This is a genomic window from Rugamonas fusca (assembly GCF_014042365.1).
GTDB lineage: Bacteria > Pseudomonadota > Gammaproteobacteria > Burkholderiales > Burkholderiaceae_D > Rugamonas > Rugamonas fusca.
Genome location: NZ_JACEZS010000043.1, coordinates 1 through 13,993, shown reverse-complemented (window position 1 = coordinate 13,993; position 13,993 = coordinate 1). Strand labels below are relative to the sequence as shown.

Genomic DNA, 13,993 nt, shown 5'->3' with positions numbered 1-13,993 from the left:
CGCACCAAGAAAAAAGGCCTTGCACGTGCATGCAAGGCCTTTCTAAATTCTGGCTCCCCGACCTGGACTCGAACCAGGGACCTGCGGATTAACAGTCCGTCGCTCTACCGACTGAGCTATCAGGGAAAAGAGGCCGCATTATATACGGCCATTTTCGGGCTGTCCAGACGGCGGCGAAAAAATTCACCGCCCTCCTTCATCCCGTCGTCCAGGGCTTAGAAATTACCCTTGAACTGCACGCCGAACTGGCGTGGCTCGTTGACCATGCCGGTCAGGTTGTTGAAGTCGATCGCGCCGATGATGCGCTGGGTGTTGGTGATGTTGCGGCCGAACGCGGCCACTTCATACTTGCCGCCATCCCAGTTGTAACCCACGCGCAGGCCGCCTTCCAGCATGGCCTTGCCCGTGAATTCCGTCGCTTCATACAGGAAGAAGTTGATCTTGCTGCGATACGACCAGTCCGTCAGCACGAACAGGTTGCCATTCTCCAGCGCCCAGTTGTACTTGGCGGTGGCGTTGAAGGTCCACTTCGGCGCCTGCGGCAGCGGGTTGCCGTCGATGACGACGCGGCCAGCGGCGTTGATCGGGTTGAGCACCGTGCTCCATGGGTTCTTGATCACCGACAGGCTAGGATCGCGGATTTCCGTGAAGTTGTAGCTGCCGCCAGCCGTGACCTTGAAGTCGCTGGTGACGAAGGCTTCGAATTCCGCTTCCACGCCACGGCCCTTGGTCTTGGCCGCGTTGATCAGCTTGGTGACGTTGGAATTGCCGCCCACCACGGTCAGCTGCTGGTTCTTCACGTCGTAGTCATACACGCTGACGCTGGCGCGGGCACGGCGGTTGAACAGGTCGGCCTTGATGCCAGCCTCGTACGAGACGATGGTTTCCGCGTCGGCCACGGTGATGGGCACGGAGCTGTTGGCGGCGGCGATGCTGGGCGCGCGGAAGCCGGTGGCCACGCGCGCGTAGGCGTTCACGTCCTTGTTGATCTTATAGGTGCCGCTGACGTCCCAGTTGACCTTGCTCTTGCTCTCGCTCACGCCGCTCGGGCCGATCTGCACCACGTTGACCGCTTCGACCGTGTTGAAGTCCTTCTTGTCGTTCGTGTAGCGCAGGCCGCCACGCAGCATGAAGTCGTCGCTGACGGCGTAGTTGACGGAACCGAACGCCGCCCAGGCCGTGTTCTTCTGGTGGCTGGCCAGATGCGAGGTCTGGGCGCCGGTGGTGCTGTTGAAGTTGTTGCTGTAGCCGTTGGCGTCTTCCGAGAAGTAGTACAGGCCGCTCTGCCAGTTCAACGGACCGGCATTCTTCGATTCAACCCGGAATTCCTGGCTGTATTGCTTGAGGTCGGTCAGGCCGCCCCCCGTTTCAACCTGGAACGGCACCTGGCCCGGTGCGCCGCCGTCGATGTCGCCTCGGCTGAAGTAGTTGTCCACGGCTTCATAGCCGGTCACCGAGAACAGCTTGACCGCGCCCAGGTCCCACGTCAGGCGGGCGTTGGCGCCGTTGGTACTCAGGCTCTGCATGTTCTGGCCGTTGGTGTTGATCTTGGTGAAGTCGTAACCGTCGGTGAAGTCGTTGGTGCCCTTCTTGATCAGGTTGGCGCGGAACAGGCGCGCGCTGCCGTCGGTGGTGCGCGAGTGCACGTTGAACAGGGCGTTGAAGGTGGTGTCGGGCTGGTACAGGAACTGCACGCGCTCGGCGTGTTCGTTGTAGCCTTCCATCACGTCGTTCTGGTGCGTGAAGGTGTTATCGACGAAGTTGTCGCGGTGCTGGCGCAGGGTCGATACGCGCATTGCCCATTCTTTCGACAACGGAATGTTGGCGGCCGCTTCCACGTTGGCCGTGTTGTGGGTGGCCAGCGACAGGTTGTAATAGCCTTCGATGCCCTTGGTGTTGGGCTTTTCGGATTCGAACTTGACCACGCCAGCCGGGGTGTTGCGGCCAAACAGCGTGCCTTGCGGACCGCGCAGCACTTCCACGTTGGCCACGTCGAAGATCGGGAAACCTTTCAGGATGCCGTTTTCCTGCACCACGTCGTCATACACGAGCGACACGGGTTGCGAGGCGAAGGTGCTGAAGTCGGTGTTGCCGTAGCCGCGGATGTAGAAGCGGGGGAAGGTACGGCCGTTCGACGATTCCACGTTCAGGCTCGGCACCTTGCCGGCCAGCAGGCGGATATCCTGGCCGCCGGACACCAGCACGTCCAGCTTCTCATCCTTCAGGGTCGACACGGACACCGGCACATCCTTGATGTTCTCGGTGCGGCGCTGGGCCGTCACGGTAATCGTTTCCAGCTGGGGCACGTCGGCTGCGGCCGGTGCGGTTTGCGCCACGGCGGCGCCCATGGGCATGACGGCGCTCAGCGCCAGCAGGCGCTTGTGCATCTTGGACAATTTGATCATTCAATTTCCCGATTTAAGTGGTTTTGGCAAAGAGGGACTAACAGTTGTCTCCTGTTCTCTCTTCTGTCGACACCGTCCCCCGGCTGGCCGGAACGGCGTAAGCGGGCTGTGCCGCTTTCGGTGAGCCTGGATCAGCCCGCCACTTCGCCTCGTGAGCCGTGACAGGTCTGGTCCGCATCTCAATGATGCCTAGAATGCACCGACTTGCAAAAAGGCAGTATTGTCTGGCATTGATACCGTGTATTGCAAGCGCAATATACCGAGTAGGTCTTCAATTGGTAGAAATTGCCGTCCGGGGCGCCTCTGACAAAACAATCGGCGGGCCAGATGCCCGCCGGCCGCATGCCTTGCCGCCTCCCCGGCAAGGCATGCTAAGCAATTGATTAATATGAAGTTATTTGCAAGTATCGAGCGGCAGGCCGTACTTGCGCAGGATGCGCGCGCAGCTGCCGTCATGGCGCATGGCGTTCATGGCGGCCTGCCATTGGGCGATGTCGGCGGCGGAAAAATCGAGCGAGCCGGCCAGCCAGATTTCGCCCCATCGGTAAGGCGCGCTGTAGTCAAAATCCGACACGGCAGCGCCGGCCAGGTTGGCCGCGCTGCGGTGGATCACTTCGCCGCCGTAGGTGGCGTCGGCCAGCCCGGTCTGCACCATGCGCATGCATTCGCGCACGGTGGAGCATTCGAACACGGCCGTGAAATGCTCGGCCGCCAGCACTTCCTTGTGGGGCGAGCCGCGCAGGATGGCGATGCGGCGCGTCTTCAAGGCGTCGATGTTGCGCAAGTCCAGCGTGCCGTGGCGCGACACGAACACGAAGTCCTGGCGGTACAGCCGCGTCAGCCAGGTGTAGCGGGGCTCGCGTTCGGGCGTGCGGGTGAGCGGCAGCACCACCACCCGCGACATGCCTTCCGTCATCTTCAACGCGCGCTGCCAGGGATAGAATTCGACCGGCGTGGACAAACCGAGCCGCTGCGCCAGTTCCTGGGTGATTTCCACCAGCGAGCCCGGACCGCGTTCGCCCCCTTCCATGGCGAACGGCGGCAACTCGCCCACCACCAGCCGCACCGGCGCCTGGCTGGCGGCGCCGGCCGCCAATGGCAAGCTCAGCATAAAAACACCCAGCGCCTGGCGCCAGGCCATGTTCCACCACCGCTTCAGCATTCCCCGCCTCTCCCCTCGGACATCGGTTATCCCGGCCGCCACCCACTGCACGCCAGCCGCGCGGTCAGTGACGGTCAATATCGGCATGGACATGGCCGCAACGCGGCGCCGCCGCGCGGGGTGCAGGCGCAGGCCGCTTTGCAAATATACAGCAAGAACTAACTTGCAAGTCATGCATATAGCGCCAATGCAACATCGTCCGGCGCCGGGAATGGCGATGCCTTACCAGGATGGGGGCCGCCCCGCGTCGCCCTGCGTGTAGTCGCACACACCCTGCGGGAAAATGCGGGCCAGCCATGCCTGCTGGGCCGCGGAGAAGTGTACGCCGGCCGGGTAAGTACCGTCGGCCAGCGCGGTGGCGACCGGCTTGAGCGCGCACTTGAACCTATCGCCCCGGATCGAGTCCCCGGCCACCATGCGCGGACTGGAGAAAATGGGAAAAGCCCGCGTACAGGCGCCGGGCGGGTGCTGGTCCAGCACGCCATCCCACACGGCGGGGCCGGCGGCGATGGTGGCGCCCTGCCCGTCCATGCAGCGGTCGGTGAACAGGGGCGGCGGCTGGTGCTGGGCCAGGTAGCGGTCGAGCACGCCCAATGCCTCCAGCGCAACCGGGGCCAGGTCCGCCTCCGGCCGCACGAACCAGATCACTTGCCGCGCAGCCTGCGCCGGATCGCTCGCGCGCAGGCGCGCGCGCGTGGCGAACGACTGGCGGGCGTTATGCATGTCCAGCGTCGCCTCCAGGTAGGGGCGCAGGTCGATCATGGGAATGTCCAGCCGTCGCCCGGTGAACACCTGGCCCGATGTATAGGCCCGCCGCATGGCGCCCACGTCGCCCGCGCGACGCGGCGCGGGCCTGCCATCGGGCCAACGGCAACGCTCGCCGCGCAGCATGTTGGCGCTGTCGAAGGGGTCGGCCGCACCTTGCCAGGCGACGAAATCGGGCTGCTCCTTCCATGCCCCCACGCAAGCATTGATGCGCAGGAATTCGTCCGCGTCGAGCTTGCCCGCCGCCAGCGCGGCCAGGCCATACTGCACACCGACGTTGTCGAGCGGGATGGGGGCGTAGCCGCGCGCGTCCTCGCCGTAGATGTCGGCCAGGTCGTTCCAGTGGGTCCACTTCACCTTGTCGAGCGCGCCATCGCGATAGCCGTAGGCGTGCGCGCCCAGGTCGAAACGGTGGTCGCGGTACAGCGGGTTGAGCACGGTGGGCATGGCCATGCGCCAGCCATTGATGCACTCGGTCGTGCCGGGCCGGCCGGACTGGGCGTTGCGCACCGTGTCGCTCGCGTTCATGCCTTCCACCAGCGCCTGGCTGCTCCAGTGCGCCCATGGCGAGGCAGGGTCGTTGGCGACGGCATCCTTGAAATACTGGCCCAGCAAGGGACAGTCCGAAATCGGAATGGTCTGGGTGATCATGTCCGGAAACGACTGGATGGGCACGCCGCCGTCGAACAAGCCCGGCAGGTTTTGCGCAAACAGGTACTGCTGCACGGCGCCCCCCGAACCGCCCATGGCGATCGTGTACCGCGGCTGGCCGTGGCTGGCGATGAAGTGCTGCTTGACCTTGAGCGCCGTGTCCCCGGCCAGCCGCATGTTGTAGTGCACGCCCGTCTCGTTGCCGGACGAACTGAGCACGGCGAAGCCCTGCTCCAGGACAGACGGCAGCAACTCCCGCTCCGAACGGCTCAGCGCGCCATTGATCCACATGGGCAAGCCCTGCTGGTGGCCTATGCCGACTCCGCCCCGCAGCCAGTAGAACAGCTTGTGGTTCCAGGCCAATGGCGCAGGTTCGGGCGCCGGCGCCAGCATGGCGATGGTGTAGAAGAAGCGGTTGATGGTGCCCACTTCCACCTGCACCACGAAGGGCACGCTGGTGTCGCCATAGCGCGCGCGGCGCAGGTCGGCCGGCGGGTGGGCGTAATCGGTGGCCGGCGCGAACGGCTTGAACGCGCTGCCGTTGTAGTAGAAGTAGACAATGCGCGGCGTGATGGCGCACTGCCGGCTGTAGCCGAACGGCTGGTGGCTGGCACTGTCCATCACCGGATGGGCCGTGGCATCGAAGCTGTCGACGATGGGCTGGCCCAGTCCCGCTTCCTGGGTCCGGCAGATGAAGGGAAACTGCTGGGCCGGTGCGTCAGCCGGCGCGGCCTGGCACGAGGCCGCCAGGAACAAGGACGCGATCCACCAATTCCAGCGTTGCATGCTTGCCTCCGTGGCGCACTGCGATCATGGGGAGGCGCGGCATCAGGAACACCTTGCAATCACGGACGCCGGGCTTGCCACCAGTATAGCGCGAAGTGTTGCCTGACCTGCAAGATCGATGCTGGCTACGCGCCCATCGACCCTCGTCGCGACAGGCGTAGCACGACAGCAACAAGCGCGTGCCGATGTCAGACCACGCGTTGAGCGCGGCACGGGATCGGCGTATGTTTGAGTGTCGCCAGGCACCTGGCGACGATCGCCTTCGCATTATTCCTATAACGAGACGCGGGAGAAACTCCATGAAGCATCCTCATGCCATCACCCTCATGACACTGCTGCTGGCCGGCGGTGCCGCCACGGCCCAGGAAAAAACCGTCGAAGTGGTCCACTGGTGGACTTCCGGCAGCGAGGGCGCGGCCCTCAAGGTACTCAAGGATGATGTCGTCAAGCGTGGCTTCAACTGGAAGGACAGCGCCGTGGCCGGCGGTGGCGGCGACAACGCGCGCACGGCCCTCAAGGCGCGCGTGGCCAGCGGCAGCCCGCCCGACGCCATGCAGATGCTGGGCTACTCCATCACCGAGTACGCCGAGGAAGGCTTGCTCGGCAACGTGGACGCGGTCGCCGCGTCCGAAGGCTGGGACAAGGTGGTCCCGCAGCCGCTGCAAAAATTCGCCAAGTTCAAGGGCCACTGGGTGGCCGCGCCCGTCAACATCCACCGCACCAACTGGATCTGGGCCAACAAGGCCATCTTCGACGAGCTCAAGCTCACGCCGCCGAAAACCTTCGACGAGCTGGTAGCCATGGCCGACAAGATCCGCAAGGCCGGCTACATCCCGCTGGCGCACGGCGGCCAGCCCTGGCAGGACGCGACCCTGTTCGACAGCGCCGTCATGTCGGCCGGCGGCCCCAAGTTCTACAAGGAAGCGTTGATCGACCTCGATCCCAAGGCCCTGTCCGGCAAGACCATGGAAAAGGCATTCGAGCAAATGCAAAAGCTGCGCACCATGGTCGATCCGGGCTACATGGGACGGGAATGGAACTTCGCCACCTCGATGATTTACCACAAGAAGGCGGCCATGCAGATCATGGGCGACTGGGCCAAGGGCGAGTTCGAGAAAGGCAAGATGAAGCCCAACCAGGATTTCCTGTGCTTCCAGTATCCGGGCACCGAAGGCAGCTTCATCTTCAACGCCGACCAGTTCGGCTTCCTCAAGGTCAGCGAAAAACAGATGGCCGGCCAGGCCGCGCTGGCGAGCGCCGTCATGGACAAGCACTTCCAGGAAAAGTTCAACCAGGTCAAAGGCTCGATCCCGGCCCGCACCGACGTGGCCATGGATGGCTTCGATGAATGCGGCAAGAAATCCATGAACGACATGAAGGCCGCGCTCAAGAACAACACCATGGTCGGCAGCTTCGCCCACGGCCACGCCATGCACGACAAGGCCAAGGCCGCCGCCACCGAGGTGGTGGCCAGGTTCTTCGATTCCGGCACCTCGCCGGCCGAAGCAGCCAAGCAATTGGCCGCTGCCGTGGCCGGCGCCAAATAAGGGCACCGTGCGGGCCGCCCACCGCCTGCGCCGCTGGCTGGCCGCCGCCTGCGTGCTGCTGGCCAGCACATGCGGCGCGCCGGCGTGGGCCGCGCTGCACGTGGTCTACCCGCGCATCGAGGAACGTCCGCCCGACGACTATGGCTACAAGCTGCTGGAACTGGCGCTGAAAAAGTCGGGCGTGCCGTTCGTGCTGTCGATGTCGGTGCCCAAGATGAACCAGGAGCGCGCCCGCTCCCTGCTGGACCATGGCGACATTTCCGTGCTCGATGCGGGCACCAGCGCCGAATTCGAAGCCCGTTTCGACGCGGTCTACTTCCCCATCGACCGCGGCCTGAGCGGCTTCCGCCTGCTGCTGATCCACAAGGATGCGCAGCAGGACTTCGCGCCCATCCAGAACCTGGGCGAGCTGCGCCGTATGGTCGCCGGCCAGGGACCGGGCTGGGCTGACAGCAAGGTGCTGGCGGCGGCCGGCATCCACGTGCGCACGGCCGAATTCGAATCGCTGTTCCGCATGGTCAACGCCAAGCGCATCGACTTCTACCCGCTGGGCGCGGACGAGGCGTTCACGCTGCTCGAACGCTACCGCGCGCTGGCCCCGGACGTGGTGGTGGAGCCGCACCTGGTGCTGCAATATCCATTCAGCCGGCAATTTTTCGTCAGGAAGGGCGACACGGAATTGCGCGACGCCATCCTCAGCGGCCTGCAAAAATCGTTCGCCGATGGCAGCCTGCTGCGATTTTTCGAGCAGGACGAGCGCTTCCACACCAGCCTGCAACGGGCCGGCTTGAAGCAGCGCGTCGTCATCGGGCTCGACAATCCTTACCTGACGCCGGCGTTCCGACAGATTCCGAAGGAGTATTTCTATCTGCCATGAGAGTGAGCGAGAAGGCATCGCCATGCGATTCATCTTCGCGTTGATTTGGATACTGGCATGGTCCTCCGTGCGGGCCGAGGACCTGTACGTCCCGAAATTCAACGAACGCGAGCCGTGGACTCCGTATATCGTCGAACTGCTGACCGGCGCGCTGGCCCGCACCCCCGGCGCCACGCCGGACCGCTGGCATTGGGTGGAGACGCGGATGACCCAGGACCGCGCACTGGCCCTGCTACGCAGCGGCAAGGAACTGGACCTGTACTGGAGCATGACGTCGGCACCGCGCGAGCAAGGCGTGCTCACGGTGCGCATCCCGCTGATGAAAGGCTTGCTGGGCAGCCGGCTGATGATCATCCGCAAGGACTCGGTCGACAAGTTCAGCCGGATCAACAGCCTCGACGACTTGAAGCGGAACATCGCAATCGGACAAGGTCTCGATTGGCCGGACACGGCCATCGAACAGGCGGCTGGTTTGCGCGTGGTTACCTCGTCCTCGTACGAAACACTGTTCCAGATGCTGAAGGCCAAACGCTTCGACGGCATCGCCCTGGGCGTGAACGAGATCGACGATGAACTGGCCAAGCAGCACGATGCCGAGCTTGTCATCGAGCAGCACCTCGCGCTGTCCTACCCTGCGCCCGTGTTCTTCTTTGTTTCACCGCGCAACCCGGCGCTGGCAGAGCGCATCGAAAAAGGCTTGTTGCTGATGATAAAAGACGGCACGTTCAACGCCCTGTTCGACAAGCGCTGGCGCAAGGCGCAACTGATCAACCACATGAAGGGCCGGCTCGTGCTGCCATTATCCAATCCCCTGCTGTCGCCGGAGACGGCGGACATGATACGGCAGCATCCCGAGTATTTCCTGTTCGCACCGGCCCGGCAAGGGCATTAGTGGCCAGGCCAACGAGACTATAATGAAAAAAGGAAACTGGATCGGGGGAACGTCGATGAGGTTAACCGCCATGTTCATTGCCGCCGCGGCCACCGCATGTGTCGCCCCGGAAGCCCTGCCGGCCGATGCCAACCCCACCGCCGTCAAGATTGGGTTGCAGAGCGCGATCGCGCCATTCGTGCTGCCGGACCATGCGAGCGGCCTGTTCGTGGACGTGCTGCGCGCCGCGTTCGCATCGCAGCAGGTCACAGTTGAATTCATCTATTTGCCCAACGCCGGACTGGATGAACAGTTTCGCCAGGGTGTATTCGACGTCAACACGGCCACTGCCGCGCAACATGGGCAAGATGGTTACATGAGCCGGTGGCCGGTTTCCTATTTCCACAACATGGCCATCACCATGCGCGGCAAGATCCCCATGCTGGCCAGCGTGGACGAATTGAAGAAATACCGGGTCACCGCGTTCCGCAACGCGCGCGAGGTGCTGGGACCGGAATATGCGGCCGCCACGTCCAATCACTCCCAATACCGCGAAGCGGTGACCATGCCGTCCGGCGCCCTCTTCCTGGACCGCACGGACGTCATCATCTCGCAGCCTGATGTGTTCCGGTACTACCTCAGGCAGCAATTACCCCAGAAGCACAATCCCGACGCGGAACTGGCTTTTCACGATGTGCTGGGACACGGCCGGTTTTACTGGCTGCGGTTCCGCACGGAGGCGCAGCGCAATGCGTTCGAGCGCGGCATCGCGCAACTGTACGCCACGGGTGAAATCGATCGCATCCTGGAACGCTACCAGCGCGACTACGGCGTCACGCGCGACTTCTTCATCACGCTCGACTGCCAGTTCCGGCCGCAACTGGCGCCGCAAAAGTGCAAGAAGCTCAGCGAGTGGTGGGACGACACGCACAACTGAATGGGTACGACAGTTCCACCAGCGCGCCGTCAATGGCTGGGCAATATCGTCGTGGGTAATCCCCCCATTTTTAGTGCGCGCTAAAAATGGGGGGATTACCTTAAGACAGGGTCGCGGCGTTCGCCCAGTTAAGCTTATAACTCGCTTACGACTTCGATCTCGTCGCTAGACATTAACTTTTCGATGTCCACGAGAATCAGCATTCGTTGCAATTCTCCTAGCACAAGGGTGCCAATTCCGATGACATGATGGGTCGAGGAGGCACTGCCAAAATCCGGCGCTGGCTTGATCTCCTCGCTCTTCAGTTCTACGACGTCAGAGACGGCATCAACCACCATGCCTACAATGCGGTTGGCGATGTTGAGTACGATCGTGACGGTATTGAGATTGTAAGCAACATCTGCCATACCAAATTTGATACGCATGTCCAGAATAGGAACAATCACGCCGCGCAAGTTGAGAACGCCAAGCACATGGTTAGGTGCGTTAGCGATGCGGGTAGGCACCTCATAGCCGCGAATTTCCTGTACCTTCAGAATATCGATGCCGTACTCTTCGGCGCCATTCCGAAAGCTAAGGTACTCGCCGGACAGATTCGCTTTACCTACTGGGTCGGTATTGCTGGCGTAAACTTCTGCTGTGCTCATTGATCAGCACTCCTTCTATTTATCCTAGCTGTTAGTCTGATCGGCAATCATCTTGGGCGATTCCCGATCACGATAGTCGAATGTGTTGTTGTTTGATCAGACGACAGCTCAGAACGTTTCCCATTCAGCAGAATCGTCTATCGATTCTCCGTTCGCAACTGTCTTTTTCGGACGACTCGGCGGCGACTTTGATGCCAGTTTCGCCACCGGGCGCGATAACGCTGTGATTGGAGCGACAGGCGAGAGACTGGCGACAGCACGGGCGGACGTGGAATTGTGCTGATTGAGCTTGAACACCGCAACTGTCCGTACCAGATCTGCCGCTTGGCTGTTCAGTGCGTTAGCGGCAGCGGCCATTTCTTCCACCAGCGCGGCATTTTGCTGCGTGTTCTCGTCCATTTGCGTTACTGCTTCCCCGACCTGGGTCACGCCCGCACTTTGCTCGACGCTGGCGGAGCTGATTTCCGCCATAATATCGGTTACACGCTGGATCGAGTTGACGACTTCGTTCATAGTGGAACCGGCCTTATCAACCAGCACCGTGCCTTGTTCGACCCGTTCAACGCTGTCATTAATCAGATGCTTGATTTGTTTTGCGGCTTCGGCACTGCGGCCAGCCAAACTACGCACTTCAGTCGCCACCACGGCAAAGCCACGACCTTGTTCGCCAGCGCGGGCTGCTTCAACGGCGGCATTGAGCGCCAGGATATTGGTCTGGAAGGCGATGCCATCGATCACGCTAATGATGTCCGAGATTTTCTTGCTCGAATCACTGATGTCTTTCATGGTGTCGATCACTTGCGACACTACTTGGCCACCTTGCACGGCCACGCCCGAGGCGCTCTGCGCTAATTGATTTGCCTGACGTGCATTGTCGGCGTTTTGCTTCACAGTACTGCTCATCTCCTCCATGCTGGCGGCTGTTTCTTCTAGCGCGCTGGCCTGGGATTCCGTGCGGCCACTCAAGTCCATATTGCCTTGGGCGATTTGGGTGCTGGCAGATGCTACCAATTCACTGCCCTGGCGTACGTTGGTCACTACCGTGATCAGAGACTGCTGCATGCGGTCGATGGCGGCCATCACACTGCTCGTGTCGCCACGCTGCAGTTGCAGGTGGGAAGTCAGATCGCCGTTGGCGACTCGGCCGACCACTTCGGACAATTCGCTCGGCTCCGCACCCAACTGGCGCGTAATTGCGCGGGAAATGGCCCAGGCCAGAAACAGGCCTAGCACAGTCGCTACACCGGCAATTATCGACACCAGCACGGAGCTGGATGCGACCGCTTCATTGGCTTTGTCACCGACGTCTTTCGCCAGCGCCTGCTGCAGGGCCAGTGAGTCATCGACGGCCTTGAACAGAATACTTTGTTTGTCGCGCAAATCGCCGACGATAATGGCAGTCGCCGCTTGCGCATCTTCGGGCTTGCCGGTCAGGCCCATTTTGATGGACTCGGCCAGGCGCTGGTTGTAAGTGGGGCGGACTTCGTTGATGCGCTTGAGCAGTTCTTGTGCCTTGGGCTGGGTAATGGTCTTAGCCAGTGCATCCAGAATGGCCGCATTCTTAGCCTGCAGCGGAGGGATTTTATCTGCCTCGATAGCGGCGTCTTTTACATCACTGATCAAGGCGACATTACGATTGATGCGGGCGATGGCGTTCAGGTTGTCTTTGATTTCAGTGAATTGTTGAACTTTCACCATGCGGTTCTTCACCAGTTCGCCGATTTCTTCATTGAGAGTGATCAGTCGGAAAATGGCAGTGGCACTCACTAGTATCAAGGCCACAATCAGTAGACCGAAGCCTATGCTAAGACGCGAACTCACCTTCATTTTTTCAAAATTCATTTCTGCTCCTTTTTGTGCATATTCTTTTTGACAATTTTTCGCACCAACTGAAATATTGGCTGCCGTGCATTGCCAGATGCGCCTGAATAGCACAAGAATTTTGTGCTATTCAAGATTCCTATTTAAAAAAATTTCCACAAGGAAAGTGAAGTTCCTATTTTACATTGTAACCAAAAGGAAATGTTATTCTTTGCTTGACATTTAATTGTCATATTGATAAAGCATTGCGCTTAAGATGGCCAAACAAGAGCACCAAGGTGCTCACGAGGGGCGTTGCTGAAAAATAGACCAGAGACGATCTTTTCGAAATTGATGACATGCTGCGCCCGCAGCCGCGACGAAAGGCTCAGCCTCGCAACGGCGCTACGCGAGCCGACAACTTGAACACAGAGACTGTATTTACCAAGTTGTCGGCCTTCTCATGCAGGAGGCTGGAAGCGGTCGCCATTTCTTCCATCATGGCTGCATTTTCCTGTGTGGTTTTATCCATATGGCTGATGCCCTTGCCCACTTGGGCAACACCTTGGCTCTGCTCTTGGCTGGCGACCGAAATTTCTTCCACTACATCAGTCACACGTTGAAACTGGGATGCGATGTCGTCCATCACTTTTCTTGCGTCATCGACCAAGGGCGCACCTTGTGGCTCGTGATCGCCATGGAAGGTACGTTGCGATACGTTCGCGGTCCCGGGGCCGCCATTGCTTCGCCTGCACTCGACAGGCGCGCTCCAAATTGATTGACGAGCGTGGAACTCCTCGGGTACCCCCCCCCGGATCATGGATGACTGGGGGGCAGGAATCATGCCGGATTTGGCTGACCAACACCCCGAGAATCGAGGTCTGTATGTAGTAACGGGGGATTACCAGCATCCGGACCGAGCAGGCCTACGTCGACTGGATTCGCCGCTTCATCTTACTCCACAACAAACGCCACCCCGCCGAGATGGGGAAGAGCGAGTTGGAAGCTTTTCTGACCTATCTCGCAGTGGATCGACATGCATCCGCCTCTACCCAATCGCAAGCCAAGGCCGCCCTGCTCCTTCTTTATCAAAAAGTGTTGCACCAGGAAGTTGACTGGCCAAAAGACGTAGTCGCTACAAAGCAGGCACAACACATGTCAACCGTGTTGACCATGGATGAGGCGCATTCCCTGCTCACGCGCATCGAGGGGGAACCGTGGCCATACATCCACAAGAAAGTCACGCCGCATACCCTGCGCCACAGCTTCGCAACCCATTTGCTGATGAACGGCTAAGGCATTCGCACAGTACAGGAACTGCTGGGGCATAAGGATGTGCGCACGACCATGATTTACACCCACGTCCTGAACCGGGGTGGGCGCGGCGTCATCAGCCCATTGGACCGCTAGACACCCGCAATCGGCATAGGGGCGGCCAGCATAGCTGACCGGTCCCCTGCCACACCACCCGGCATGCGGGTCCGCACCGGGCGGTTCGAGTAGTTGAGGTTAAGACAGGCGTGGTACGCCCAACCGGTCGAAGTA

At 60.9% G+C, this 13,993-nt stretch carries 12 protein-coding genes and 1 tRNA gene; 6 read left to right on the top strand and 7 right to left on the bottom strand.

What is annotated here, in order from left to right:
- Positions 1 to 50 precede the first annotated feature (50 nt).
- The 4 genes from H3H36_RS25975 to H3H36_RS25960 form a co-directional block, all read right to left on the bottom strand.
- A tRNA-Asn gene (locus H3H36_RS25975) sits at positions 51 to 126 on the bottom strand.
- A gap of 89 nt (positions 127 to 215) precedes the next feature.
- Positions 216 to 2,405, bottom strand: a complete 2,190-nt coding sequence (locus H3H36_RS25970; protein WP_182220928.1) for a TonB-dependent receptor — start codon at positions 2,403 to 2,405, stop codon at positions 216 to 218.
- Between the two features lie 394 nt (positions 2,406 to 2,799).
- A complete protein-coding gene (locus H3H36_RS25965; protein ID WP_182220927.1) occupies positions 2,800 to 3,567 on the bottom strand; it encodes a substrate-binding periplasmic protein in 768 nt (255 codons plus the stop codon).
- 222 nt (positions 3,568 to 3,789) lie between these two features.
- Positions 3,790 to 5,769 (bottom strand): DUF6351 family protein, encoded by a 1,980-nt coding sequence (locus H3H36_RS25960; RefSeq protein ID WP_182220926.1) that lies wholly within the window; start codon positions 5,767 to 5,769, stop codon positions 3,790 to 3,792.
- Positions 5,770 to 6,068: 299 nt separating this feature from the next.
- Here H3H36_RS25960 and H3H36_RS25955 point away from each other — a divergent pair, with 299 nt between their 5' ends.
- The 4 genes from H3H36_RS25955 (at position 6,069) to H3H36_RS25940 (ending at position 10,001) form a co-directional block, all read left to right on the top strand.
- Positions 6,069 to 7,316 carry an ABC transporter substrate-binding protein gene (locus tag H3H36_RS25955; protein WP_182220925.1) on the top strand — a complete coding sequence of 416 codons (1,248 nt, stop codon included), beginning with the start codon at positions 6,069 to 6,071 and terminating at the stop codon, positions 7,314 to 7,316.
- Between the two features lie 7 nt (positions 7,317 to 7,323).
- Positions 7,324 to 8,193, top strand: a complete 870-nt coding sequence (locus H3H36_RS25950; protein WP_182220924.1) for a transporter substrate-binding domain-containing protein — start codon at positions 7,324 to 7,326, stop codon at positions 8,191 to 8,193.
- Positions 8,194 to 8,215: 22 nt separating this feature from the next.
- Positions 8,216 to 9,085, top strand: a complete 870-nt coding sequence (locus H3H36_RS25945) for a substrate-binding periplasmic protein (protein WP_182220923.1) — start codon at positions 8,216 to 8,218, stop codon at positions 9,083 to 9,085.
- Positions 9,086 to 9,155: 70 nt separating this feature from the next.
- A complete protein-coding gene (locus H3H36_RS25940; RefSeq protein ID WP_229220113.1) occupies positions 9,156 to 10,001 on the top strand; it encodes a substrate-binding periplasmic protein in 846 nt (281 codons plus the stop codon).
- A 134-nt stretch (positions 10,002 to 10,135) separates the two neighbouring features.
- On the opposite strand, the gene H3H36_RS25935 is transcribed toward H3H36_RS25940, so the two are convergent.
- The 3 genes from H3H36_RS25935 to H3H36_RS27400 form a co-directional block, all read right to left on the bottom strand.
- On the bottom strand, positions 10,136 to 10,648 hold the full coding sequence (locus H3H36_RS25935) for a chemotaxis protein CheW (RefSeq protein WP_182220921.1): 513 nt from the start codon (positions 10,646 to 10,648) through the stop codon (positions 10,136 to 10,138).
- A gap of 108 nt (positions 10,649 to 10,756) precedes the next feature.
- Positions 10,757 to 12,490: a methyl-accepting chemotaxis protein gene (locus tag H3H36_RS25930; protein WP_229220112.1), complete on the bottom strand. Its 1,734-nt coding sequence runs from the start codon at positions 12,488 to 12,490 to the stop codon at positions 10,757 to 10,759.
- A gap of 346 nt (positions 12,491 to 12,836) precedes the next feature.
- On the bottom strand, positions 12,837 to 13,268 hold the full coding sequence (locus H3H36_RS27400) for a methyl-accepting chemotaxis protein (RefSeq protein ID WP_255461949.1): 432 nt from the start codon (positions 13,266 to 13,268) through the stop codon (positions 12,837 to 12,839).
- 80 nt (positions 13,269 to 13,348) lie between these two features.
- On the opposite strand from H3H36_RS27400, the gene H3H36_RS27615 reads away from it, so the two are divergent.
- Both H3H36_RS27615 and H3H36_RS27775 read left to right on the top strand, forming a co-directional pair.
- Positions 13,349 to 13,744 (top strand): phage integrase N-terminal SAM-like domain-containing protein, encoded by a 396-nt coding sequence (locus H3H36_RS27615; protein ID WP_311196696.1) that lies wholly within the window; start codon positions 13,349 to 13,351, stop codon positions 13,742 to 13,744.
- A 3-nt stretch (positions 13,745 to 13,747) separates the two neighbouring features.
- Positions 13,748 to 13,858 carry a tyrosine-type recombinase/integrase gene (locus H3H36_RS27775; RefSeq protein ID WP_375539625.1) on the top strand — a complete coding sequence of 37 codons (111 nt, stop codon included), beginning with the start codon at positions 13,748 to 13,750 and terminating at the stop codon, positions 13,856 to 13,858.
- Positions 13,859 to 13,993 lie beyond the last annotated feature (135 nt).

Bases quoted from the DNA above. Each gene is read 5' to 3' on its own strand.
- H3H36_RS25970 (WP_182220928.1), bottom strand. From the start codon at position 2,405: ATGATCAAATTGTCCAAGATGCACAAGCGCCTGCTGGCGCTGAGCGCC.
- H3H36_RS25965 (WP_182220927.1), bottom strand. From the start codon at position 3,567: ATGCTGAAGCGGTGGTGGAACATGGCCTGGCGCCAGGCGCTGGGTGTT.
- H3H36_RS25960 (WP_182220926.1), bottom strand. From the start codon at position 5,769: ATGCAACGCTGGAATTGGTGGATCGCGTCCTTGTTCCTGGCGGCCTCG.
- H3H36_RS25955 (WP_182220925.1), top strand. From the start codon at position 6,069: ATGAAGCATCCTCATGCCATCACCCTCATGACACTGCTGCTGGCCGGC.
- H3H36_RS25945 (WP_182220923.1), top strand. From the start codon at position 8,216: ATGCGATTCATCTTCGCGTTGATTTGGATACTGGCATGGTCCTCCGTG.
- H3H36_RS25940 (WP_229220113.1), top strand. From the start codon at position 9,156: ATGTTCATTGCCGCCGCGGCCACCGCATGTGTCGCCCCGGAAGCCCTG.
- H3H36_RS25935 (WP_182220921.1), bottom strand. From the start codon at position 10,648: ATGAGCACAGCAGAAGTTTACGCCAGCAATACCGACCCAGTAGGTAAA.
- H3H36_RS25930 (WP_229220112.1), bottom strand. From the start codon at position 12,490: ATGAATTTTGAAAAAATGAAGGTGAGTTCGCGTCTTAGCATAGGCTTC.
- H3H36_RS27400 (WP_255461949.1), bottom strand. From the start codon at position 13,268: ATGATCCGGGGGGGGGTACCCGAGGAGTTCCACGCTCGTCAATCAATT.